The sequence below is a fragment of the Serratia quinivorans genome (assembly GCF_946227985.1).
Classification (GTDB): Bacteria; Pseudomonadota; Gammaproteobacteria; order Enterobacterales; family Enterobacteriaceae; genus Serratia; species Serratia quinivorans_A.
Window position 1 is genome coordinate 319,942 of record NZ_CAMKGL010000002.1, and the last position, 24,630, is coordinate 344,571.

The following is a 24,630-nucleotide window of genomic DNA, read 5'->3' on the forward strand; positions in this document are numbered from 1 at the left end:
GGTTCATACCGCGCCTGGCATTATTGTGCAGTCGGAGGTCTTTATGGAAAGGACATCAACGCCTATATCGCGTCGGTTGCGAACCAATATGACCAAGGCGGAAAAACGGCATGGAGACGACTAAGGGACCGCCGTTTTTATGGTTTGAAATTACGTCGTCAGTTTCCGATTGGGCCTTTTTTGTTGATTTTGTTTGTTGGCAACGGAAGCTGGTTATTGAATTGGACGGAGGGCAACATATGGAACAGGTCAGTTATGGCACCCGTCGTAGTCATTTCCTGGTGAGCCGCGGATTTACCGTATTGCGTTTTTGGAATGATGAAGTGTTAAACCATTGGGGGGAGTGACTGAGATTATTATGCAGTATTTGACGGTGGATAAAGATCCCCTCACCCCGGCCCTCTCCCAGGGGAGAGGGTAAGGGTGAGGTGGCTCGTTAAGAGGCTTACTTCACCTGCATCCCTGGCTGCGCGCCGCTGTCCGGGCTGAGCAGGAAGATTTCTTTTCCGCCCGGGCCGGCAGCCATCACCATGCCTTCAGAGATACCGAAGCGCATTTTGCGTGGCGCAAGGTTGGCAACCATGATGGTCAGTCGGCCTTCCAGCGCTTTTGGATCCGGATAAGCGGAACGAATACCGGAGAAGATCTGGCGTGTTTCGCCACCCAGATCCAACAGCAGCTTCAACAGCTTGTCAGAACCTTCGACAAAGTCGGCGCTCTTGATCAAGGCAATACGCATATCAACCTTGGCGAAATCGTCAAAGGTGATGGTGTCCTGAATCGGATCCTCAGCCAGTGGACCGGTGGCCACTTTCGCCGCCACCATATCTTCTTTCGAAGCGCTGACCATCTCATTCACCTTGTCCAGATCGATACGGTTGAACAGGGCTTTGAATGTATTAACCTGATGGCCCAGCAACGGTTGCGAGATGCTGTCCCAGCTCAGCTCACAATTAAGGAAGGCTTCGGTGCGTTCAGTCAGTGACGGCATTACCGGTTTCAGATAGGTCATCAGTACGCGGAACAGGTTGATGCCCATGGAGCAAATGGCTTGCAAATCTGCATCGCGGCCTTCCTGTTTAGCCACTACCCAGGGTGCCTGCTCATCTACATAGCGGTTTGCCAGATCGGCCAGCGCCATGATTTCGCGGATTGCCCGGCCAGACTCACGGCTGGCATAGGCTTCGGCGATGCTTTGCGCCGCATCAACGAAAGTTTGGTACAGCGCGGGGTCGGCCAGCTTGTCGGCCAGTTGGCCACCAAAACGCTTGCTGATAAAGCCGGCGTTGCGCGAAGCCAGGTTCACCACCTTGTTCACGATGTCGGCGTTCACCCGCTGTACGAAATCTTCCAGATTCAGGTCGATATCGTCAATGCGTGAAGACAGTTTTGCGGCGTAGTAGTAACGCAGGCAATCGGCATCCAGGTGTTGCAGATAGGTACCGGCCTTGATAAAGGTGCCGCGAGACTTGGACATCTTGGCGCCGTTCACCGTTACGTAGCCATGTACGAACAGGTTGGTCGGTTTGCGGAAATTACTGCCTTCCAGCATTGCCGGCCAGAACAGGCTGTGGAAATAAACGATGTCCTTGCCGATAAAGTGATACAGCTCGGTGGTGGAATCCTTGCGCCAGAACTCGTCAAAGTCTAGATCGCCGCGCTTGTCACACAGGTTTTTGAATGAACCCATGTAGCCGATTGGCGCATCCAGCCAGACGTAGAAGTATTTGCCGGGGGCATCCGGGATTTCAAAGCCGAAATACGGCGCATCGCGGGAGATATCCCACTGTTGCAGACCGGACTCAAACCATTCCTGCATCTTGTTCGCCACCTGCTCTTGCAGCGCGCCGGAACGGGTCCAGGCCTGCAGCATTTCGCTGAACGATGGCAGATCAAAGAAGAAGTGCTCGGAATCACGCAGCACCGGCGTCGCACCGGAAACCACGGATTTCGGATCGATCAGCTCTGTCGGGCTGTAGGTTGCGCCACAAACTTCGCAGTTATCGCCGTATTGATCCGGCGATTTGCATTTCGGGCAGGTGCCTTTAACGAAGCGGTCAGGCAGGAACATGCCTTTTTCTGGGTCGTACAGCTGAGAAATGGTGCGGTTCTTGATGAAACCGTTTTCTTTCAGGCGGCCGTAAATCAGGCTCGACAGTTCACGGTTCTCATCGCTATGGGTTGAATGATAGTTATCATAGCTGATGCCAAAACCGGCGAAATCCTGTTGGTGCTCCTGGCTCATTTCCGCGATCATTTCTTCCGGCTTGATGCCCAACTGCTGAGCTTTCAGCATGATCGGCGTGCCGTGCGCGTCGTCCGCGCAGATGAAATGAACCTCGTTGCCGCGCATTCGTTGGTAACGAACCCAGATGTCTGCCTGGATGTGCTCGAGCATGTGGCCGAGATGGATGGAACCATTTGCGTACGGCAGCGCGCACGTCACCAATAATTTTTTCGCGACTTGAGGCATAGTGAGAACTTGGTTTCTGTAATGAATAAAAAGGGTCTTTGATGTTACCCGATCGCGTCCGCCACGGCTAGGGCGGTTTCTTTATACAGACATGCGCCGACCGGCCTGCAGTTCTGATATGCTTAGCGAGAAGCTATCCATTAAAATCAAGGAGCCGGGATGAGCACAAAATCCCCCGAGCAGACCAACCCCGAAGTTCTGCGTGCCCTGGTGACCGGTGTACTGGCCGCCTTTGAACACCCGACGTTAAAAAATAATCTGACCGCGCTGAAGGCCATTCATCACTGCGCGTTGCTGGATCATGTGTTGCATATCGAACTGATTATGCCATTCGCCTGGCAGAGCGGTTTTGAGGTGCTGAAAGACAGCGTCAGTGCAGAATTACTGCGCGTGACCGGTGCTGAGGCAATCGACTGGAAACTGAAGCACGACATTACCACGCTGAAACGCGCCAACGATCAGGCCGGTATCAAGGGGGTGCGTAATATCATCGCCATCAGTTCCGGCAAGGGCGGGGTGGGGAAATCCACCACGGCGGTTAACCTGGCGTTGGCGCTGGCTGCGGAAGGGGCAAAGGTCGGTATTCTGGATGCCGATATTTATGGCCCGTCGATCCCGAATATGCTGGGCACCGAGAACGAGCGTCCAACCTCGCCGGACGGGCAACACATGGCACCGATCCTGGCGCACGGTCTGGCAACCAATTCTATTGGTTATCTGGTGACCGACGATAATGCCATGGTGTGGCGCGGCCCGATGGCCAGCAAGGCGTTAATGCAATTGTTGCAGGATACGTTGTGGCCGGATCTGGACTATTTGGTGCTGGATATGCCACCGGGTACCGGTGATATTCAGTTAACGCTGTCGCAAAACATTCCGGTTACCGGGGCATTGGTGGTCACCACGCCGCAGGATATCGCGCTGCTCGATGCCGCCAAGGGCATTGTGATGTTTGAGAAGGTTCATGTGCCGGTACTGGGTATAGTGGAAAATATGAGTGTGCATATTTGCAGCAACTGCGGACACCATGAGCCCATTTTCGGTACCGGCGGGGCGGAAAAACTGGTGAAGAAATACCATAGCCGCCTGTTGGGGCAATTGCCGCTGCATATTTCACTGCGCGAAGATTTGGATCGTGGCGAGCCGACGGTGATAAGCCGCCCGGACAGTGAATTTGCCGAGCTGTATCGCCAGCTTGCCGGTCGCGTTGCCGCGCAGATGTATTGGCAGGGCGAAGCTATTCCGACGGAAATCTCCTTCCGCGCCTTGTAAGTAGCTTAACGCCAGCCAGAAAATAACCCCGGACATGTTCCGGGGTTTTGTTTATGGGGTCGTAAGGTGTTTGTGCAGATCCGCGCGGGTATAAGGGCGTTCGATCTGCGCCAGAGCGGTGGCAATATGTTCCAGCAGCCCTTGTGTCGGCGCGGGTTGTCGTACCCCCATCAATACCATGGGCAGTGCCAGTGCAACGACGATCTGCGGTGTGGAGAGCCGGGGACGCGGTTTACCGCGCTGCAACCACAGAAAGAGCGTACTGGCCAGATAGCCAAGCACCAGGCCACTAACGACTTCCGAAGGTGAATGTACATGGATGGCAAGCCGAGATAGCCCTATGGTGACTGGCAATACCAGCCCCACAACCAGCGCCATGCTGCGTACTGCATGTGAGAAACGGCCTGTCAGTGCCCAGAGCAGTACCGGCCAGATACTGGCCGCCAGTGCGGAGTGGCCGCTAAAGCCGGTAAAGTCATAACTTTTTATCCCAATGCCCCAACCCATAAAGGCCAGTTTGGAGGCACATACCACGCCGCCGGCACTGCCGAAGATCAGCGCCCATTGCCAACCTGCGGTTCGGGTGGCTGGCGCCACGACTAAGACGAAAAAGAGAATCAATGAGCATGGCAGCAGCAACATACTATCGCCAAAAAATGTCAGAAAATACCAGTCCAGCACGTCAGTCTCCGGTGAAATAAGGCATCCCAATTGTCAGGATTATCATCAAGTCATCGAGTTTACCCCGGCATGCCCGATAGCCCTAGAAGCAATCATCCGAAAATTGTGGCAGACCAATCCGACGAAATAACCCGATATAGCGGCGTGGCGGCGACAATATAGGCTGGCGCTATGGCCGCTAACTCCCTATAATTGACGCGTTTTAGTTCCCCCCCTTCACACTACGAAATCAGGTCTTCAATTTTATGACTGACAAGCCGCATCAGTGCGTCATTATTGGTATAGCTGGCGCATCTGCCTCCGGAAAAAGCCTTATCGCCAGTACGTTATATCGTGAACTTCGCGATCAGGTTGGCGATGAACATATCGGCGTTATTCCTGAAGACAGTTACTACAAAGACCAGACTCACTTGACCATGGAAGAAAGGGTCAAGACAAACTATGACCACCCAAGCGCCATGGACCACAACCTGCTGTTTCAGCATCTGCAGATGCTGAAATCAGGCAAGGCGATAGAGTTACCCTTGTACAGTTACACCGAGCACACGCGTAAGAAAGAGACCATTCACCTGGAACCGAAAAAGGTGATTATTCTTGAGGGGATCCTGCTGTTGACGGATATCCGTCTGCGTCAGGAAATGAACTTCTCGATCTTTGTTGATACGCCGCTGGATATTTGCCTGATGCGCCGTATGAAGCGAGATGTGAATGAGCGTGGCCGTTCGATGGATTCGGTAATGGCGCAATACCAGAAAACCGTCCGTCCGATGTTCCTGCAGTTTATCGATCCTTCCAAACAATATGCCGACATTATCGTCCCGCGCGGGGGTAAAAACCGCATTGCGATCGATATTCTGAAAGCCAAAATCAGCCAGTTCTTTGAATAATGCCGTTCAATGGCCGGAAAACCCGAGTTTCCGGCCGGCGGGCAACTATTTACGCCGCGGCGTAGACCTTTAGCCCGTTGTGTGGCAATTTTTGTTTTAGTGACACGCCTTGATGGAGATGAATAAATGAGACTGTGCGACCGTGATATAGAAGCCTGGCTGGATTGTGAAAAGCTGGTGATTTCACCGCGTCCGCCGATTGAGCGTATTAACGGGGCAACAGTGGATGTCCGTTTAGGCAATCAGTTCCGCGTTTTTCGTGGCCATACCGCTGCATTTATCGACCTTAGCGGGCCGAAAGATGAAGTCAGTGCCGCATTGGATCGCGTGATGAGTGATGAAATTGTTCTGCCGGAAGGAGAGGCTTTCTTCCTGCATCCGGGGGAATTAGCGCTGGCGGTCACGCTGGAGTCGGTCACGCTGCCAAACGATTTGGTGGGTTGGCTGGACGGCCGTTCTTCCCTGGCGCGTTTGGGCCTGATGGTCCATGTGACCGCACACCGTATCGATCCAGGTTGGCAGGGCCGAATTGTCCTGGAGTTCTATAATTCAGGTAAGCTGCCGCTGGCATTGCGTCCGGGCATGCTGATCGGCGCACTGAGTTTTGAACCGCTGTCCGGGCCTGCGGCACGTCCTTACAATAGCCGCCAGGATGCAAAATACCGCGATCAGCAGGGCGCAGTTGCCAGTCGTATCGACAAGGATTAACAGCGCTTGAAGCACGGTCGGTGTGGCGCTGACAAGAGGATGGCATGAGAAGATTACTGACGACTTTGGTGATTTTACTGGTGGTGCTGCTGGCGGGGATGTCTGCGCTGGTACTGCTGGTAAATCCGAATGATTTTCGTGCCTACATGGTCACGAAAGTCGAGAAAAAGAGTGGTTATCATCTAACGCTGGATGGCGATTTGCGCTGGCATATCTGGCCGCAGCTCAGCATCCTGGCCGGTCGTATGACGCTGACAGCGCCCGGAGCCAAAGCGCCGGTGGTGAGTGCGGATAATATGCGCCTTGATGTCAAACTGCTGCCGTTATTGTCGCATCAACTGTTTGTGAAACAGGTGATGCTGAAAAACGCAGTGATCCGCCTGACTCCTGAAAGTGAAGAACAAAATCAACCCGACGCACCTATCGCTCCTGCGAGCCGCTCCGAAGAGTCGATAGATACGCCGTGGAAATTTGATATCGATAATCTGCGGGTGGTAGACAGCCTGTTGATTTGGCAACGCGCTAATAACGAACAGATAAACGTTCGCGATATTAATCTCACCCTGCAACAAAATGCCAAACGCCAGGCGCAAATGGAACTTTCCAGCCGGGTAAACCGCAATCAGCGCGATTTGACCTTCAGCATGGCCGCAGATATCGATCTGCAGCAATATCCGCGCCGCATTGCAGCCAATGTCACCCAGTTCAGTTACCAACTCGAAGGTGCTGACATCCTGGCCGGCGGTATTAAAGGCGACGGCAGTACTCAAATGGTATACCAACAGACGCCGCAGCAAGTGACACTTGGCCAACTGAGCCTGGGTGCCAATGACAGCACCTTTACCGGTGATGCCAGTATCCAGTTCGGCGAGATACCTGCCTATACGCTTAACCTGAAGTCTGCGGCGGTGAATTTTGACGCCTTTACCGGCTGGCAATCCAGTAGTTCGCCCGTGCAGCAAGAGCAAAATGTGACCTCCTCGCCGGTCATTGCCAGCCAGATGGACGATCCTCAGCAAAATTTAGAGGTGCTGCGAGATTTTAACGCACAGCTCAATTTGAGCGTGGATCAACTCACCTACCGCGGTATGAATATTACCCATCTTTCGACCCAGGCAGAAAACCGACAGGGTCTGTTAACGCTGCATTCGTTCTCCGGGCAGGTAGCCGGTGGTGACTTCGCTTTACCAGGCACCCTGGACGCACGTGGCCGCCGACCGGTGATCACCGTACAGCCGGTCGTGAAGCAGGTTGAACTTGGCAGTGTCCTGAAGGCGTTCGAAATGCCACAAATTATGACCGGAAAATTCAGCATGCAAGGGAATTTAACCGGCGACCGTCTGACGTCACAGTCGTTTGAACGGCGCTGGCAGGGCACCGCCCAGTTGGCGATGCAGGACGCGCAGTTGCACGGTCTGAACATTCAGCAATTGATTCAGCAAGCCGTGGCGCGCAATGATAGCAGCGTGCGTGGACAAAACGATTACCAGCGTTATACCGAAGTGAAACAGTTGTCGGCTAACGCCAGCCTGGATCGCGGCACGGTAAAAATCACCGAGTTGGGCGCCGATTCTCCGTTGTTAACCCTGAGCGGCAACGGGACGGTGGACATGCCGGGGAAACAGTGTGATATGACGCTTAACGTTCGGGTAACCGGCGGTTGGCAAGGTCGTGACGACCTGATTGAACAGTTGCAGAAAACGCCGATCCCACTGCGCGTTTACGGTCCGTGGAGCCAGCTTAACTATCAATTGCAGGTCGATCAGATCTTGCGTAAAACGCTGCAGAACCGGGCGAAGGATGCGCTTAACAAGTGGGCTGAGAAAAACAAGGATTCGCGCGAAGGCCAGGATCTTAAAAAACTGCTCGATAAGCTTTGATCTCGGATTGTGCGGGTTGGTCGTGGTCTGGCCCGCACTCTCTGTTAAACCTCGCCAGAGTATTTCCCTTTCCCAATAATTTCCTCCCGTAACTTTGACGGATATCATGACGTCTGTGCCTGAGTTTGTGCAGAGTGTGCGCAGTTAAGCGATTCATACGCTTTGGTACGGTCAAAAAACGAAAATGATAAGTTGAGGGAATATGATAGAGCTTCTGATCGGGGTGGTCGTCGCGGCAGGCGTTGGCCGTTACATCATCAAAGGTTACTCCGCCACCGGCGTATTGATGGTGGGCGGCCTGTTGCTATTGGCCATCAGCGCCCTGATGGGCAAAAGTCTGTTGCCTGCCAGCGCCACATCTACCGGGTGGCGCGCGACTGACATCATTGAATACGTCAAAATTCTGCTGATGAGCCGTGGTGGCGATCTTGGCATGATGATTATGATGCTGTGCGGATTTGCGGCCTATATGACGCACATTGGCGCCAATGATGTGGTGGTCAAGCTGGCCTCCCGTCCGCTGCAAATGATCAATTCCCCCTATCTTTTGATGGTGGCGGCCTATTTTGTTGCCTGTCTGATGTCACTGGCGGTCTCGTCTGCCACGGGGCTGGGCGTACTGCTGATGGCTACGCTTTTCCCGTTGATGGTCAACGTGGGTATCAGCCGTGGTGCGGCTGCGGCGATTTGTGCTTCACCCGCGGCGATTATTCTGGCACCCACCTCGGGTGACGTGGTGCTGGCCGCGAAGGCGGCGGAAATGCCATTGGTTGATTTCGCCTTTAAAACTACTTTACCCATCTCGATTGCGGCGATTGTCTGCATGGCGGTTGCGCATTTCTTTTGGCAGCGTTATCTCGATAAGAAAGCCAATGAACAGCATCACATTATGGATGTGAGTGAAATCACCACTCATGCGCCAGGGTTCTACGCGGTGCTGCCGTTTACACCTATCCTTGGCGTGTTGGTGTTTGATGGGAAATGGGGGCCGGAACTGCATATTATCACCGTGTTGGTAGGCTGTATGCTGCTGGCTGCGGTGATTGAATTCCTGCGCAGCTTCAGTGCCAAACAGGTATTTAGCGGTCTGGAGGTCGCTTATCGCGGTATGGCGGATGCTTTTGCCAGCGTAGTGATGCTGCTGGTAGCTGCCGGCGTGTTTGCCCAGGGGTTGAGCACCGTCGGGTTTATCAGCGGGCTGATCGGCCTGGCGCAGTCATTCGGCACCGGCGGCATTATCATGATGTTGGTGCTGGTGGTGATTACCATGCTGGCGGCGATGACCACCGGTTCAGGCAACGCCCCGTTCTATGCTTTCGTAGAACTCATTCCCAAACTGGCGGCGCAGATGGGGGTTAATCCGGCGTATTTGGTGATCCCGATGCTGCAGGCTTCGAACCTGGGACGCACTCTGTCGCCGGTTTCAGGGGTGGTGGTGGCGGTATCCGGCATGGCCAAAATCTCGCCGTTTGAAGTGGTGAAACGCACTTCGGTACCGGTGATTGTTGGGTTGATCGTAGTGATTGTGGCGACGGAGTTATTGGTTCCCCAGCATTTGTAATAGCGGCCGGGCGATGCCCGGCCCCGGTTTAAACCTCGTAGTCTGGTTCTGGTACCAACAACGGGGTGATTTTTACCTTCAAAATACGGTGGCTACTGACTTCCAGCGGTTCAAACAGGTAGTCACCGATCCGCAACCGCTCGCCTTCCTGGGGAATGCGCTGGCTGTGTTCCATCAGCAGGCCGGCCAACGTGTGGTACTCACGTTTGTCTTCCAGCGGTAATGGCAGATACAGCACCAGATCCTCCAGCGGCATATAACCGTTGGCGGTCCAGCTTCCGTCATCATTTTGCGCAATGTCATGCCGGGCATCGACTTCCTCTCCGGCTTCCGGTAGGTTACCGGCAATGGTTTCCATCACATCGGTCAGCGTGACTATCCCTTCCACCGAACCGAATTCGTCAACAACAAAGGCAAAATGCGTCTGTGCCTGGCGAAATTGTTCCAGGGCGCTCAGCAGGGTCAACTGCTCGGGGAAAATCAGTGGCTGCAGTACCAACGCACGTAAATCGAGTGGCGCCTGGGTTAACTGCTGCTTCAGCACGTCAATGGTATGAATGACACCGAGGGGTTCATCGCTGGCGCTGTCTTCCACTACCACGATGCGCGTATGCTGATTTTTCTCCAACAATTGGGTCAGCTTTTCCTGCGGATCATTCAATTCGAGATATTCCACGTCATGACGGGAGGTCATGATACTGCTTACTGTACGCTGTGCCATACCCAGCACGCGCTCTATCATATGGCGTTCCTGTTGGTTGAAAATTTCGCCGCTTTCATTGCCGCTGTCGGCCAACAGGTTGGCCGATTGGTTGTCGATTTCCGCTTCTTCGTGCTTGCCGCTCAACATGCGCAGTACGGCTTCTGCGGTACGTTCGCGCAGTGGTCGTGCTGTCGAGAGGAAACGGCGTCGGTTGAACTGCGACAGTTGGTTCAACGCTTCGATCATCACCGAGAAGCCGATAGCGGCATACAGATAACCTTTCGGAATGTGGTAGCCAAAGCCTTCGGCAACCAGACTGAAACCGATCATCAGCAGGAAACTCAGGCACAGGATGACAATTGTCGGGTGGGCATTGACGAAGCGCGTTAGCGGTTTACTGGCCAGCAACATCAGTCCGATAGCGATACAAACCGCAAGCATCATGACTGCCAGGTGATCGACCATGCCGACGGCGGTGATCACCGAGTCGAGTGAGAAGACCGCATCCAGCACCACGATTTGTGCCACAACAGGCCAGAAACGAGCGCCTTTGCGCTGGCCCTGTTGTTCTTCATCTTTACCCTCCAGTCGCTCATTGAGCTCCATGGTGGCTTTGAACAGCAGGAAGATACCCCCAACCAGCATTATCAGATCGCGGCCGCTAAAGGGGTGTCCGCCGGCAAAGAACAACGGTTGTGTCAGTGTCGCCAACCATGAGATGGAGGCCAACAGTGCCAGGCGCATCAGCAACGCCAGTAATAAACCCACAATACGGGCTTTATCTCTTTGATGTTTTGGTAATTTTTCCGCCAGGATGGCGATAAAGATAAGGTTGTCTATACCCAGAACGATTTCCAGCACGACCAGAGTGGCCAGGCCGGCCCAAATTGTTGGATCTGCGATCCATTCCATACGCCCAATTTCACCTGTAAGTTCGACGGCTTATGCCGTAAGCGAATGATGGGTGTTGAGGCGGGAAAATTCAACTTTAAAACAGAGGGCCTGCCTGCTAAATGAAAAAGCCAAGCAACAATAATGCATAAAAATTCGACCCTCCAGCAGGTGTTCAAAATGTAACACCACGAGGAATGGGGATTTTCTGAAAATGAAGACTGTTTCTGGAATAAGGGATTTAGACGCCTGTTGATAAAAACAGCGTAAATATAATTTTTAAAAATCAAATCGTTATAGATTCTTGCGGCTGCTACACTTTGTTCTGTTCGCCCCTGTGGGTAGTCTTATTCTGAAAAGGGTACCGAATAGGTATCTTGGGCTTGTATCGATAAAGCAATAGTATAAGAATCTTAGCCACATAAACATTTACAAGTATCATCGTTTGGTTATAAGGGCATATTTATTTTGTTGTATTTGTGATCTGACAGGCGCTTCACGAAAGAATACGTCCCTCCATTTACATTAAAGTGCGGCTGAATCTGGTCGCCCATAGAGAACGATGACAGTACATTGGTAGCTGAGAGCCAAGGGCGGTAGCGTGTCTAAATCATGCGACCCAGGCTTCGTAAGCATCTGGGAACAGACTTAGGTCGGCTACGTTGTAGTTATTTGATTTTGGATGAAAAAACATGCAAAAAAGATTGAAGGCTGTGATCCCTGTAGCTGGCCTGGGAACCCGTATGTTGCCGGCGACAAAAGCCATTCCTAAAGAAATGCTGCCGGTGGTCGATAAACCATTGATTCAGTACATTGTGAATGAATGTGTGGCGGCCGGGATCAAGGATATTGTGCTGGTTACCCACTCTTCCAAAAATGCGATCGAAAACCACTTCGATACCTCGTTTGAGCTTGAAGCGGTATTGGAGTCACGCGTCAAACGTCAGTTACTGGAAGAAGTACAGACTATCTCCCCGGCAGATGTGACGGTGATGCAAGTGCGTCAGGGGCAGGCAAAAGGTTTGGGCCATGCTGTGTTGTGCGCCAAACCTATGGTAGGCGACGAACCTTTTATTGTACTACTGCCTGACGTATTGTTAGATGATTCCACGGCGGATCTGCGTAAAGAAAATTTGGCCAAGATGATTGAACGTTTCACAGAGACTGGCTTTAGCCAAATTATGGTGGAACCGGTACCGGAACAGGATGTCTCGAAATATGGCGTCGTCGATTGCGGCGGTGCAACACTGTCGGCAGGGGAGAGCACCCCGATGACAGCGGTAGTAGAAAAGCCAGCGCTTGAAGATGCCCCCTCCAACTTGGCGGTAGTAGGCCGTTATGTTCTGTCTGCCGATATCTGGCCGCTGTTGGAAAAAACCTTGCCGGGTGCCGGCGATGAAATTCAACTGACCGATGCCATTGCGGCTTTAATGGAACAGGAAACCGTAGAAGCTTTCCATATGAGCGGAAAATCACATGACTGCGGTGATAAGCTGGGCTATATGAAAGCGTTCGTACAATATGGTCTGCGTCACTCCTCGGAAGGTGAAGACTTTACCCAGTGGTTGAAACAGACGCTGAACAGCAAGTAAGCGTTACGGCTGAGAAGACGATCATAAGATATCAAGAGGATTACCATGACCAAGTTAAAAGCTGTCATTCCCGTTGCAGGCCTGGGTATGCGTATGCTGCCTGCAACGAAGGCTATTCCAAAGGAAATGCTGCCGATCGTTGATAAGCCGCTGATTCAATACATTGTTAATGAGTGCGTTGCGGCGGGGATCAAAGAGATCATCCTGGTGACGCATTCATCCAAGAATGCAATCGAAAACCATTTTGACACCTCGTTCGAGCTGGAAGCGATGCTTGAAGCGCGTGTTAAGCGCCAGTTGCTGGACGAGGTGCAGTCGATTACGCCAAAAGGCGTGACGCTGATGCATATTCGTCAGGGGCAACCGAAGGGGCTGGGGCACGCGGTACTATGTGCTAAACCTTTGGTTGGGGATTCGCCCTTTGTTGTGTTGTTGCCCGATGTCTTGCTTGATGATGCAAAAGCCGATCTGAAGAAAGACAACTTGCCGCATATGATTGCTCGCTTTGAACAAACGGGCTTGAGCCAGGTGCTGGTTCAGGCTGCTGATGAGCATGTTTTACACGACTACTCGGTGGTTGAATGTGAAGCCAACAAGCTGCAGCCTGGTGAAAGCTCGCGTATGACCTCGATTATCGAAAAGCCTGGTCGTGAGGTTCAACTGAAGTCCAATTATACTGCAGTAGGACGATACGTTTTGTCCGCAGATATTTGGCCACTATTGGAGAAAACAGAGCCAGGCGCTTGGGGAAGAATTCAGCTTACAGATGCCATTGCCGAGTTGTTGAAGCACAAACCGGTTGAAGCGATAGAGTTGGTTGGGGAATCGTTCAACTGCGGGGAGAAAATGGGTTACCTGCGTGCGTTTGTCACTTACGGTTTACGCCACCCCACACAGGGCAAAGCTTTTCGCGAGTGGGCTGAGCAGCTATCATTATAATTAATGCCGCGAAAAATTTTGAGGGCTGACTAAGTGTAATACTTAGGCGGCCTTCAGTTGCGTTTGGTTGATGTACATACTCTTTTGTTTGATTATTATGTAATAATGCTCTCAACTTAACGCTTATACTAGCAGACTAGAATTCAATGCTTGCTCAATGAATGCGAATTTTCATATGTACTGAGCAGATAACACACTTTTTGCTGAGTGCCAGATAAGCGCAATGGTCGGCTTGGGACTTAGCACCGCAAACATTTTTACTTTGATAGTGATGATAACTCGATGGCAAAAAAACAATGGAAACTGATACCACTTTTGGTATCAATCAGTGTGATTAGCGGTTGCACAATAGTACCGGGTACTCACCTTTCAACTAGCGGGAAAGACGTTGTAAAACAGCAGGATGGGGATTTTGATATCGATAAGCTGGTGAATGTCTATCCGATGACACCAAGTCTCGTTGAAAAAATGCGGCCCAAGCCAGTGGTCGCCCAACCAAATTCTTCGCTTGAGCGTGAACTACAGAATTATGAATACCGAATTGGTGTCGGTGATGTGCTGATGGTCACGGTATGGGATCATCCGGAACTGACAACGCCCGCTGGCCAGTATCGTAGTGCTAGTGATACCGGTAACTGGGTAAACTCGGATGGCACTATCTTCTATCCGTATATAGGCAAAGTGAAGGTTGCAGGTAAAACAGTCAACGAAGTACGCAGCGATATAGCATCTAGACTGGCGAAATATATTGAAAGTCCACAGGTAGATGTCAGCATCGCTGCTTTTCGTTCCCAAAAGGCATATGTTACTGGAGAAGTAATCAAGTCGGGTCAACAACCCATAACAAATGTCCCTATGACTGTAATGGATGCGATCAATTCGGCTGGTGGCTTATCCGAAAATGCAGATTGGCGTAATGTTGTTTTGACACATAACGGAAAAGAAATAAGCATTTCATTACAAGCATTAATGCAGAAAGGTGACCTAACTCAGAATCACTTACTTTACCCAAGGGATATTCTTTACATACCACGCAATGATGATTTGAAAGTTTTCGTGATGGGTGAAGTTAAGAAGCAGACTACGCTAAAAATGGATCGTAGTGGCATGACCTTGACTGAAGCCTTAGGTAATGCTGAAGGAATGGACCAATCTTTCTCTGATGCAACAGGCGTTTTTGTTATTCGCCCACTGCGTGGCACTGAGGGCAAAAAATTGGCAAATATTTACCAATTAAATGCATCTGATGCTGCAGCAATGGTAATGGGTACGGAATTCCATCTTCAGCCTTATGATATTGTTTATGTGACTACAGCACCTGTTGTCCGCTGGAATAGGGTTATTAGCCAACTAGTACCGACAATTTCAGGTTTCAATGACCTTACCGAAGGGACACTTCGTATCCGCAATTGGCCTTAGTATTAGAAATGGTATGGATATGTTTAATTCAATTTTAGTCGTCTGTGTTGGAAATATCTGCCGTTCTCCAACTGGAGAACGGTTGTTGAAGAAAAATTTGCCAGAAAAAAAAGTTATTTCTGCAGGTCTTGGTGCATTGGTAGGAAAACCTGCAGATGTTACAGCGCAAGAAGTTGCATCGTCGCATGAACTGTCTCTAGAAGGCCATCAAGGGAAGCAGCTTACGGCTACAATGTGTCGTGAGTTCGATCTTATTCTTGTTATGGAAAAAAGTCATATTGAGGCTGTTTGTCGTCTGGCACCGGAGGTTAGAGGTAAAACCATGTTATTCGGTCATTGGATTGGGCAGCGTGAGATAGCTGATCCATATCGCCAGAGTCGAGAAGCCTTTGAGTTCGTATACGGTCTTCTTGATGAATCAGCTCAGAAATGGGCATTAGCCTTAAGTCGATAGTCAGTAGGACTTACAATGTTAAACAAGAATATAGCAAAAAATTCCAGTAATGATAAATCAGACGAATTCGACCTTGGTCGGCTTTTAGGTGAGATAATAGACCATCGGTGGTTAATTACTGGTATTACTACGATGTTTTTAACGCTCAGTATTGTATATAGCATCTTCTCGACACCTGTATATAGGGCGAATGCTTTGATCCAGGTTGAGCAAAAACAGGGTAATGCAATTCTAGATAATTTGAGTCAAATGCTCCCGGATAGACAGCCGCAATCTGCACCAGAAATATCATTGCTGCAATCCAGGATGATTTTGGGAAAAACCGTTAGTGATTTAAACCTGCAAGTGGTAACTGAGAAAAAATACTTTCCGATATTTGGTCGTGGCTTTGAACGTTTATTAGGAAGTAAACCTGGTGATATAAAAATTAGCCATTTATATATTCCTAGAGCTGACGGGGAAAGTAAAACACCAGAGTTAACTATATTAGTTTTAAGTGAAAAAAAAGTTAAGATAATTGGCGATGATTTCGAAGATGAAAGTAGTGTTGGACATATTTATAATAAACACGGAATCACGTTGAAAGTGGACAGCTTGGATGCCACTACAGGCACTGAGTTTAGTGTTCAGCTGTTAACTGAATTAGAAGCAATTGTTAATTTACAAAAAATATTTACAGTTGAAGAGCAAGGCAAAGATACGGGAATGCTAAGCTTAGCGGTAACTGGTGAAGACCCTCAGTTAGTTGGTAAAATAGTAAACAGTATAAGTACAAACTATTTACAGCAGAACATTGATCGTCAAGCGGCTCAAGATTCTAAGAGTCTAGATTTTTTAGATGCAAAGATTCCTAAAGTTCGTGCAGAACTTGATTTAGCCGAAGATAAATTAAATGCTTATCGTCGACAAAAGGATTCAGTTGATTTAAATTTGGAAGCACAGTCTGTCTTAAATCGTATCGTCAATGTTGATAATCAGTTAAATGAGTTGACATTTAGAGAAGCGGAGATTTCTCAACTTTATACAAAAGACCACCCGACTTACAATGCCTTGATGCAAAAAAGAGAAACATTGCAACAAGAAAAAACAAAGTTGAATAAGCAGATTTCAGCAATGCCAGCGACTCAACAGGAAGTCTTGAGATTAAGTAGGGATGTTGATTCTGGTAGAGCTGTATATATGCAGCTTTTGAATAGACAACAAGAGTTAAATATTGCAAAGTCTAGTGCAATAGGAAATGTCAGAATAATTGATCGGGCAATTACCGAACCTACGCCAGTAAAACCAAAAAAACTTTTAATCATAATTATTGGTGTTTTCTTAGGTGGGTTTGTTTCTATTGGTGTTGTCTTGGTTAATGTATTCCTACGAAGAGGAATCGAGTCTCCAGAGCAATTGGAAGAGCAAGGTATTAATGTTTATGCAAGCATTCCTGTTTCTGAATGGTTGCAAAAGAATACTTTAAATAAAGCAAGAAATAGACGTTTGACCAGCGGGCAGAGAAAAATAAATGAGTCAGGTGCTTTTTTAGCTGTTGAAAATCCAGCAGACCTGGCTATTGAGGCAATCCGAGGTCTTAGGACTAGTTTGCATTTCGCAATGATGGAAGCACAAAATAATGCTGTAATGATTTCTGGTGCAAGTCCTAGTGCGGGTAAAACATTTGTAAGTACAAACTTAGCATCTGTTATCGCGCAGAGCGGTCAAAAAGTATTGCTTATAGATGCGGATATGCGAAAAGGTTATGTTCACAAACTATTTGACGTCAATAATGATGGTGGGCTTTCTGATTATCTTGTTGGAAAGGTAAAAAGAGAAAATGTAATCAAGGTTATTCCGAGTGCTGGTTTTGATTTCATATCAAGGGGACAGGTTCCACCGAATCCGGCAGAACTACTGATGCATGAAAGATTTCAAGAGCTTCTCGAGTGGGCAGCAAAAAATTATGACCTTGTTATGATAGATACACCACCAATTTTAGCTGTAACTGATGCTGCTATTATTGGGCGCTATGCTGGGACTACTTTACTCGTAGCACGTTTTGAAAATAATACGGTCAAAGAGATTGACGTGAGTATCAAGCGTTTTGAGCAGAGCGGTGTAAATGTTAAAGGATGCATCCTCAATGGTGTTGTCAAAAAGGCAAGCAGTTATTATGGTTATGGTTATAACTATTATGGTTATAATTATGATAGCAATAAAAGCAAATGATTGACTTTGACTGCCGCTATATAAATATAGTGGCAGTTATTCATTTATTGAGGTGGTTAAGTGGAATCAGGGAAAAGAGTATTAATTATAAGTCACACTCGTGCTGTATCTAATTTTAAAATAGGTAGTCATCATTATGCAAATCAATTGGCAAAGAATGGTAATGATGTGACTTTTGTAGGGACACCGTATTCGTTTATCCATAAGATATTCGGGAAGAAAAAACAAGGTATAATTCAGACGGAAGAAGCGATAAAAGTCAAAGAACTAAAGTTTTTACTTCCAATAACCATGAAGAGAAATATATTTGTTATTATAATAAATAAATTTTTAAATTTATTATTTAATGCCCACAACCGCAGAGAAAATTACTACGATGTGGTTATTTGTGACTATCCTTTTTTTGAGCCATACATCGATATATTTAAATTTAAAAGCCTTATTTATAGACCAACTGATAACTATAGCTCAATGGCTGGAGACAAGGTTTTAGAGTATGAGCGTCGATTACTAGAGAAGGCGAATTGTACAATCGCTACATCGAAGGAAGTTGCCGCGGAGTTAGCTTTAAAAAATCCTATTAAAGATAGCATTGAGGTTATAAATAACGGATATGATGATGATGTTTTCTTTATAGATAAAGATGTCGTAAAAAACGGCGCTGTTTATATAGGTGCTATAGATTATCGATTTGATATTAAAGCCATAGAGTGTCTGGCTGGAGCGTTTGTAGATGATGAATTTAGTATATATGGTCCTATCGATGCAGCGTTGAAGGATGAGGTTGGACGATTAGAGTTAAAATTAAAAAATCTTAAGTTCTGTGGACCTATAAGCTATAAAGAAACTGCTGTAAAGCTTAGGGCCGCAAAGGTTGGTTTGCTTCCTTTAAATGATTCAGGTGCAAATAGGGGACGGAGCCCAATGAAATTATGGGAGTATGCCGCCTCAGGATTAAATGTATTGTATCGTGGAGTAAATCTTGATTATAGAAGTGAAGTGTCATTTTTGTATGAGTACAAAAACTATAATGAATTATTGGATAGCTATTTGAAAGCGCGAGATAGTGCTTTTTTGGAAAGTCAGTTAGTCATTGTAAAAAATCAGTCATGGAAAGAAAAGACAAAAAAAATGCTCACTATTATAAACAAGAATCAAAGTAATATAAGTTAATATGATCATTATAGAATTCACAACCAGTAAAAGACAAGATGAACAGTATGGATAGTTTGCTTGGTCAATGTTTTAAAGTGATTAAGAAATCGAATTCTAAAGGTTTGGCTTATGAATATAAATAAAATGGAGCTCAAGTTATATGAGTTACTATTCGGTATGTTACTTGTATTTTCAATTGCAATAGGATTGTTTTCGCCGCTACTTGCATTCTATTTTTCTTTATCTCTTCTTGTTATATTTCCAACGTTTTTTGCTAACAGATATTTGCGAGTATATCTGAGCATTTTTGCAATAGTTTGTGGTTGTATCATTTTCTCATCACGAGGGTATTTTTTATCGACCAGCGATGACTTTGCTCATTATTACTCCGCCTACCAAGAGTTATTGAAGGGCGGAAGTATAGCTCAGTATTCTCAAGGAATTGAGTTTCTAATTTCATTGTATTTCAAAATAACTATAATTCTCTTTGGAGAACTAAAACCAACCGCTTTATTCTTTTTAGTTTCCTTTTTTAGTTGTTTTACTTTTTATCTATGGTTAGAGAAATATGGTTTGGATCAATTGGAGGGGACAAAAAAATCTCTCTGTGTAGCTTCGTGCATCGGTTTTTTCATGTTTGCATTATCAACTCAACTGATGAGGCAAATGATAGCAACGCCTTTTCTTTTGTTTGCCTTAAGTTATGGCTTGAAAAATAAGAAAGGAATCATTTCAATGATTCTCGCTATAGGAGGGCATTTATCATCACTTCCAATATATGTGGTTCTGAAAATATTCCTAAGCGATAATAGGAAGAGAAAATTTATAACTCTCGGGCTATTTCTTTTCTTTGGGTTATTGTTCTCATTACTGTTAAGTCAATTGTCTATACTCTTTAATATACCGGTTGTCGGTGAGTTGGCAGCTAAGCTGCAGTATTATAATAATATAGCAGATAGAAATAGTACCGAAACAGGGAATACTTTTTTAAAATATATGTTTGTAATGCTTGTTGGTTTTTGGTTTTTTGGACCAAAAAACGGCGAGTTAGAAAAAATAAAGAAATTCTTTTATTTAGCATGCATGTCTTACTTGTTTTTATTACCCATTCCATTGCTGTCATCAAGAATATTTCTAGTGATGTCAGCTGTTGCTTTAGGGTATTTTATGTTTTTTGCATTCTATCGGATTAGTAATGTATATAGGGTGCTTCTTGTTCTATATTTTATTGTTAGGGTGGTGACGTTGGGGCCGTATTATAGTGAAAGAATGGATGGATTTGATTTATGGTATAGCTATCCTTGGTATTCAACAGAAGCCTTATATTATATTTACGCATTATAATTAAATTGAATTTTTAAAATTAATTTTTAGGAGGTGTTATGTCAAAGATTCTCTTTGATGGGAGGTGGATTGGCGAGCATGGTATTGGAAGGTTTGCACGAGAGATCTATGGCGCTGTAGATAATTTAGAAGAAATAAAATTAGATGGGGATCCAGCCAGTAAATATGATAGTTTTAGGCTTACAAAATACTTGAGTAATAATAAAGGATGTTTTTTTTCACCAGGATATAACTCACCATTAAAATTTTTAGAGCGATGTATCATAACTGTACATGACTTAAATCACATAGATGTAATATCTAATACAACACTATTAAAAAAAATATACTACAATACAATTTTAAAAAATGCGTGTAAAAAATCAGCAAAAATATTCACCGTTTCTGAGTTCTCAAAGGAGCGAATCTGCGAGTGGAGTCATGTAGATAGTGGTCAGGTAATAGTCGTTGGGAACGGTGTCTCACCATCATTTAACTTTAATGTGGATAATTATGCGGCGGTTCGTCCATATATATTGACAGTTGGAAATCGTAGGCGGCATAAAAATGAGTTAATGGCACTTCAAGCATATGCTAGGTCAAGTCTATCGAAAACACATGATTACCTTTTCACTGGTGAGACTACTAATGAGTTAATGCAAGAAATTAATAATTATGGAATCGATGGGAATGTTATATTCACAGGGAAAGTTTCTGACGATGTATTGGCTACAATATATAAGGGGGCTTCATTGTTATTTTTCCCCTCATTATATGAAGGTTTTGGTCTCCCAGTGATAGAGGCAATGGCGTGTGGTACTCCTGTAATAACGTCTAATGGAACTTCGCTTAAGGAGGTTGCAGGGGAGGCAGCTTTACTTGTAGATCCATGTAATATAGATGAAATGGTTTACTCTCTGGAAAAAGTGGTTAATTCTGAGTCAGTGGCAGAAAGTTTGAAATTAAAAGGTTTAGAGCAAGCTAAAAAATTTACATGGGAAAAAACAACAAATAAAATCAACCAAGAATTGAAAAAATTAATTGGGTAAAAAAATGGGGTTAAAAGCTAAGGCATTTCAAGGGGCAAAATGGACCGCTCTTTCAACAGTATGTATTGTTGGGTTAGGTTTGTTGCAGATGACAATTCTAGCCAGGGTTATGGAACCCAAAGAATTCGGTTTGCTTTCAGCGGCCATGATTATTATTGCATTGGCTGATACTCTTTCAGATTTCGGAATATCAAACTCGATAATTCAAAAGAAAAATATCACTCCTGATGAGTTAACATCTCTATATTGGATTAATGTCTTAATTGGTTTTTTTGTTTTTTCTGTTTTTTTTTCTTTGAGTGGTTATATATCAAGTTTTTTAAATTTAGCTGGTTTAGATAAATTAATTAAGCTTTTGTCCATTGCATTTATTTTTATTCCGCACGGGCAACAGTACAGAGCGTTACTTCAGAAAGAATTAGAATTTTCAATAATTGGTAAAATTGAAACGACGAGTTTTCTAGTGGGTTTCTTGTTTACTATATGTATAGCGTTATACTACCCATTTGCGATATCGGCTGTATGGGGATACCTCGTTAACTCTGTAGTACGAACCATATTGTTCTATGTCAATGGTGTGAAAATGTATAGGCCATCTTTTTCATTCTCTATTTATAAAATAAAGGATAACTTAAAATTTGGGGCTTACCTTACTGCTGATAACTTAGTTAACTTTTTCAATGTGAATATTTCAACGGTAATTCTAGCTAGATTACTCGGTCCTATAGCTGTTGGAGGGTATAACTTAGCATATAATATGACTGTAATACCTCCGATGAAATTGAACCCAATTATCACGAGGGTTTTATTTCCTGCTTTTTCAAAAATACAAGATGATACTAAAAAACTGAGGATTAATTTTTATAAATTACTTTCCCTGGTTGGAATAATAAACTTCCCTCTTTTACTCGGACTGGCTATAGTTGCGAAAAATTTTGTATTATTTATGTTCGGTGAAAAATGGTTGTTTATTACTCCGGTAATGCAAATTTTATGCATTGTTGGCCTGCTACGTTCTGTAGGTAATCCGATCGGTGCATTGCTAATGGCTAAAGCTAGGGTAGATATTAGCTTTAAATTTAACATTTTTAAGACGATTTTATTTCTTCCGACAATGTTTGTCGGTGGGCTGTATTATGGCGTTACAGGGGTGGCTGTTGGTTTTTTAATTGTTCAGATGATAAACACTGTGCTCAGCTACTTTATTTTGATAAAGCCTATTTTAGGAGATAGTTACAAAGAATATCTTTTGAGTTTAATAGTGCCTCTGAAAACTGCTCTTCCGATGCTAGTTTTCGTATGGGTATTTAAGTTTGTAACGGAAAGTTTCTTTGATTTAAATAATACTGCTGTGCTATTCATATCCGTTTTTATTGGGGTTTGTGTTTACGGTACAACAATTATTTTTTCATCGTCACCACTTCTACTTGAATTGAAAGAAGTTATTAAGGGTCGGTTTTAATAGGTATTCTATGAATAAAATGAAAGTGTTAAATGAAAATCTCTCAGTTATTACATCGGTAGTTCCAAAAAAAAGCAAAATAATTTATTTGGATTACCCTTTGCATTTAAATGTGGGTGACTTGTTGATCCTTAAAGGAGCAGAGAAGTTCTTCTCTAATATGGAATATAATGTTGTTGCAAGGTACTCAGATCTTGGTAGTCATCGTTTTTTTCATGATTATAAAAAAGTTCCAGACGACGTAATTATTGTTTTGCATGGCGGTGGAAATTTCGGTGATTTATATCCGGCACATCAAAAATTACGAGAGCGAGTAATAGAGAATTATCCAGGAAATAAAATTATTATACTTCCTCAAACTGTACATTTCTCAAACAAAGAAAGTATGATTGCTTCATCTCAAATTTTTGAAAAACATAATAATCTACATATTTTTTGTCGAGATGAGCGAAGTTTCGAACTTTTAAGTTCTTATTTCAGCAAGAAAACATATTTATGTCCAGATATGGCACATTCTCTATATGATTCCTTTCCTAAGCAGTCCATATCTAATGTGTCAAATGAAACGCTCTGGATGTTGAGAAAGGATATTGAAATAAGTGAAATCCCTACAAAATTAGTAACTATGCCCGAAAAAATTATAGCTGAAGATTGGGAAGACATTTGTACTGCTAAAGATCGAGCTATTTTAAAGATATGCCACCATGGTGAGTTGTTAAATAACAAGCTTAAAATCAACGTCATCCCTGTAAATGCGATCTGGTATAGTTATACCAATCGTTTAGTTAAAAGAATGAATGAATATTTTATGATGCACGGTGAGGTTGTGACTTCGCGTATGCATGGTCATATTCTCGCATGTCTTTTAGGGATGAAAACTAAGTTAATTGATAATTCCTATGGCAAAAACTCCGGATATTATAATGCCTGGACAAAAGATGTTGATGGTTGCGAGATAGCAAATGAGAAATGAAGATGTAGATGTTTTAGATCTTACAGTTATAATTCCTGTTTATAATGTTGAAAATTATTTGTCAGATGCAATTAATTCAGTGATCGCGCTTAATCCGCGCCCAGCTCAAATTGTAATTGTCAACGATGGCTCTACTGATAGTTCACTTGAAATACTTAATTTAGAATTTGAAAAATATAGCTTTATAGAAATACACTCTACAAATAATAATGGGTTAGGTATTGCAAGAAACATAGGCACATCTTTGGCTAGATGTAAGTATGTATATTATTTTGACTCTGATGATTTATTGGTTCAGGGGCTCACTGAGGCATTTTTACAGGCCCTAAAAGTTAGTTCCGAATTAGATATATTCGCATTTTCAGCAAAGTCCTTTTATGACGTTGATAGCAAAAATGTAAAAAACATGAGGAAACTCCCTAGTTACTCAAGAGGTGTGGAGGGCTCTTTTGAAACTGGTGAAGACTGTTTTATTGAACTTTCGAAAAAGAATACGTTTTACCCTAATGCATGGATGTATATTTTCAGAAAAGATATCGTTCAAAGAAATTCACTGAAATTCAAGCCAATAATTCATGAGGATGAAGATTTCACACCTCAACTTTTTTTTAAAGCTAAAGTAACATATGTATCCAGTAGTGTGTTCTTTTTGAGACGAGTAAGGAAAGGTTCCATCATGCAGTCTCAATTTACGGAAAAGAATATAATTGGATATGTCGAGGCTATAACTTCACAGGGGGACTTATTAGTAACCTCGTGTTCGAGTTTAACTGCAAAGAAAGCGCTTTTACAAAGAATTAGAGCAAATCTCATTAATATTCTATCTATTCAACGGAGTTCAAATATTACTCCTTCAAATGAAGTTAATGGCAGAGTTTTAACTTTATTTGAAAAATTCGCATCACCCTTAGAAAAAATAGCAATAAATAACTTTATAGTGTACAAGGTTATTAATATTCCCATGAAAATTTTCAGGAAATTAACTCATAGATAGGTG

At 45.0% G+C, this 24,630-nt stretch carries 19 protein-coding genes and 1 pseudogene; 17 read left to right on the forward strand and 3 right to left on the reverse strand.

Features of this window, described 5'->3' with window-relative positions; genetic code table 11:
• The first annotated feature begins 144 nt into the window (after window positions 1-144).
• Window positions 145-347, forward strand: a pseudogene (locus tag OCH02_RS10130) (DUF559 domain-containing protein).
• A gap of 98 nt (window positions 348-445) precedes the next feature.
• On the opposite strand, the gene metG reads toward OCH02_RS10130, so the two are convergent.
• Entirely contained in the window at window positions 446-2,473 is a 2,028-nt protein-coding gene (metG, locus tag OCH02_RS10135) for a methionine--tRNA ligase (RefSeq protein ID WP_261431113.1), read from the reverse strand.
• Window positions 2,474-2,632: 159 nt separating this feature from the next.
• On the opposite strand from metG, the gene apbC reads away from it, so the two are divergent.
• Window positions 2,633-3,745 (forward strand): iron-sulfur cluster carrier protein ApbC, encoded by a 1,113-nt coding sequence (gene apbC / locus OCH02_RS10140; RefSeq protein ID WP_017892171.1) that lies wholly within the window; start codon window positions 2,633-2,635, stop codon window positions 3,743-3,745.
• A gap of 51 nt (window positions 3,746-3,796) precedes the next feature.
• On the opposite strand, the gene OCH02_RS10145 is transcribed toward apbC, so the two are convergent.
• A complete protein-coding gene (locus tag OCH02_RS10145; RefSeq protein ID WP_261431114.1) occupies window positions 3,797-4,426 on the reverse strand; it encodes a phosphatase PAP2 family protein in 630 nt (209 codons plus the stop codon).
• A 245-nt stretch (window positions 4,427-4,671) separates the two neighbouring features.
• On the opposite strand from OCH02_RS10145, the gene udk reads away from it, so the two are divergent.
• The 4 genes from udk (at window position 4,672) to dcuC (ending at window position 9,462) form a co-directional block, all read left to right on the forward strand.
• Window positions 4,672-5,313 carry a uridine kinase gene (udk, locus tag OCH02_RS10150; RefSeq protein ID WP_012006009.1) on the forward strand — a complete coding sequence of 214 codons (642 nt, stop codon included), beginning with the start codon at window positions 4,672-4,674 and terminating at the stop codon, window positions 5,311-5,313.
• Between the two features lie 126 nt (window positions 5,314-5,439).
• Window positions 5,440-6,021 (forward strand): dCTP deaminase, encoded by a 582-nt coding sequence (gene dcd / locus OCH02_RS10155; protein ID WP_012006010.1) that lies wholly within the window; start codon window positions 5,440-5,442, stop codon window positions 6,019-6,021.
• Window positions 6,022-6,065: 44 nt separating this feature from the next.
• Complete coding sequence (gene asmA / locus OCH02_RS10160; protein ID WP_261431115.1) at window positions 6,066-7,901, forward strand: outer membrane assembly protein AsmA; 1,836 nt, start codon at window positions 6,066-6,068, stop codon at window positions 7,899-7,901.
• A gap of 202 nt (window positions 7,902-8,103) precedes the next feature.
• The gene (dcuC, locus tag OCH02_RS10165; RefSeq protein WP_261431116.1) at window positions 8,104-9,462 is read left to right on the forward strand and encodes an anaerobic C4-dicarboxylate transporter DcuC; all 1,359 of its coding nucleotides are present in this window, start codon (window positions 8,104-8,106) and stop codon (window positions 9,460-9,462) included.
• 28 nt (window positions 9,463-9,490) lie between these two features.
• Here dcuC and OCH02_RS10170 read toward each other — a convergent pair whose 3' ends face one another.
• Window positions 9,491-11,077 carry a TerC family protein gene (locus tag OCH02_RS10170; RefSeq protein ID WP_261431117.1) on the reverse strand — a complete coding sequence of 529 codons (1,587 nt, stop codon included), beginning with the start codon at window positions 11,075-11,077 and terminating at the stop codon, window positions 9,491-9,493.
• Between the two features lie 671 nt (window positions 11,078-11,748).
• Between OCH02_RS10170 and galU the strand changes: the two genes are divergently transcribed.
• The 11 genes from galU to OCH02_RS10225 all read left to right on the forward strand — a co-directional run bounded on the left by galU (window position 11,749) and on the right by OCH02_RS10225 (window position 24,627).
• Window positions 11,749-12,648 (forward strand): UTP--glucose-1-phosphate uridylyltransferase GalU, encoded by a 900-nt coding sequence (gene galU, locus OCH02_RS10175; protein ID WP_261431118.1) that lies wholly within the window; start codon window positions 11,749-11,751, stop codon window positions 12,646-12,648.
• A gap of 45 nt (window positions 12,649-12,693) precedes the next feature.
• Window positions 12,694-13,587 carry a UTP--glucose-1-phosphate uridylyltransferase gene (locus OCH02_RS10180; RefSeq protein ID WP_261431119.1) on the forward strand — a complete coding sequence of 298 codons (894 nt, stop codon included), beginning with the start codon at window positions 12,694-12,696 and terminating at the stop codon, window positions 13,585-13,587.
• A 282-nt stretch (window positions 13,588-13,869) separates the two neighbouring features.
• Complete coding sequence (locus OCH02_RS10185; protein ID WP_261431120.1) at window positions 13,870-15,006, forward strand: polysaccharide export protein; 1,137 nt, start codon at window positions 13,870-13,872, stop codon at window positions 15,004-15,006.
• A gap of 19 nt (window positions 15,007-15,025) precedes the next feature.
• Window positions 15,026-15,460: a protein tyrosine phosphatase gene (locus OCH02_RS10190; RefSeq protein ID WP_198642553.1), complete on the forward strand. Its 435-nt coding sequence runs from the start codon at window positions 15,026-15,028 to the stop codon at window positions 15,458-15,460.
• A gap of 15 nt (window positions 15,461-15,475) precedes the next feature.
• The gene (locus OCH02_RS10195) at window positions 15,476-17,671 is read left to right on the forward strand and encodes a polysaccharide biosynthesis tyrosine autokinase (RefSeq protein ID WP_261431123.1); all 2,196 of its coding nucleotides are present in this window, start codon (window positions 15,476-15,478) and stop codon (window positions 17,669-17,671) included.
• A 60-nt stretch (window positions 17,672-17,731) separates the two neighbouring features.
• The gene (locus OCH02_RS10200) at window positions 17,732-18,844 is read left to right on the forward strand and encodes a glycosyltransferase (RefSeq protein WP_261431125.1); all 1,113 of its coding nucleotides are present in this window, start codon (window positions 17,732-17,734) and stop codon (window positions 18,842-18,844) included.
• A gap of 111 nt (window positions 18,845-18,955) precedes the next feature.
• Window positions 18,956-20,170: an EpsG family protein gene (locus OCH02_RS10205; protein WP_261431127.1), complete on the forward strand. Its 1,215-nt coding sequence runs from the start codon at window positions 18,956-18,958 to the stop codon at window positions 20,168-20,170.
• A gap of 38 nt (window positions 20,171-20,208) precedes the next feature.
• The gene (locus OCH02_RS10210) at window positions 20,209-21,198 is read left to right on the forward strand and encodes a glycosyltransferase family 4 protein (protein ID WP_261431128.1); all 990 of its coding nucleotides are present in this window, start codon (window positions 20,209-20,211) and stop codon (window positions 21,196-21,198) included.
• A 4-nt stretch (window positions 21,199-21,202) separates the two neighbouring features.
• On the forward strand, window positions 21,203-22,660 hold the full coding sequence (locus OCH02_RS10215) for an MOP flippase family protein (RefSeq protein WP_261431352.1): 1,458 nt from the start codon (window positions 21,203-21,205) through the stop codon (window positions 22,658-22,660).
• Window positions 22,661-22,670: 10 nt separating this feature from the next.
• The gene (locus tag OCH02_RS10220; RefSeq protein ID WP_315899181.1) at window positions 22,671-23,633 is read left to right on the forward strand and encodes a polysaccharide pyruvyl transferase family protein; all 963 of its coding nucleotides are present in this window, start codon (window positions 22,671-22,673) and stop codon (window positions 23,631-23,633) included.
• Entirely contained in the window at window positions 23,623-24,627 is a 1,005-nt protein-coding gene (locus tag OCH02_RS10225; protein WP_261431129.1) for a glycosyltransferase family 2 protein, read from the forward strand. The genes OCH02_RS10220 and OCH02_RS10225 overlap by 11 nt, the downstream gene beginning before the upstream one ends.
• Window positions 24,628-24,630: the final 3 nt, after the last annotated feature.